This is a genomic window from Fructilactobacillus sp. X2R5C2, from assembly GCF_059901375.1.
On record NZ_JBWXUX010000029.1, the window covers coordinates 1 to 258 of the forward strand.

The 258-nt window shown below is 69.4% G+C and carries 1 protein-coding gene; it reads right to left on the reverse strand.

What is annotated here, in order from left to right:
* A partial coding sequence (truD, locus tag AC6UD2_RS06815) for a tRNA pseudouridine(13) synthase TruD (RefSeq protein ID WP_500698438.1) occupies positions 1-258 on the reverse strand: 258 nt, incomplete at both ends.

Below are 258 nucleotides of genomic sequence, written 5' to 3' on the forward strand. Positions count from 1 at the left end.
GTGCCAGGCGGGCATCCACAGCCTGGTGGTCAGCAGCAAGGGCTGTCAGGCGCAGGGTGAAGCCGTTGGCCGAATGCGCGCCACGCTGTAGCTTGCGTTGGTGGCGCACCTGCTTGAGCACGCGCAGGCTGGCATCTTCAGCACGCGACAGGTCCGGGTCGGCCTTGCCCGGCAGGTGCAGGCTGAACCACTGACGGGTCAGGGCCTGACGGTCCTTGAGCCCGGCGTAGCTGATAGCGCGCGCCGGCACGCCTGCGG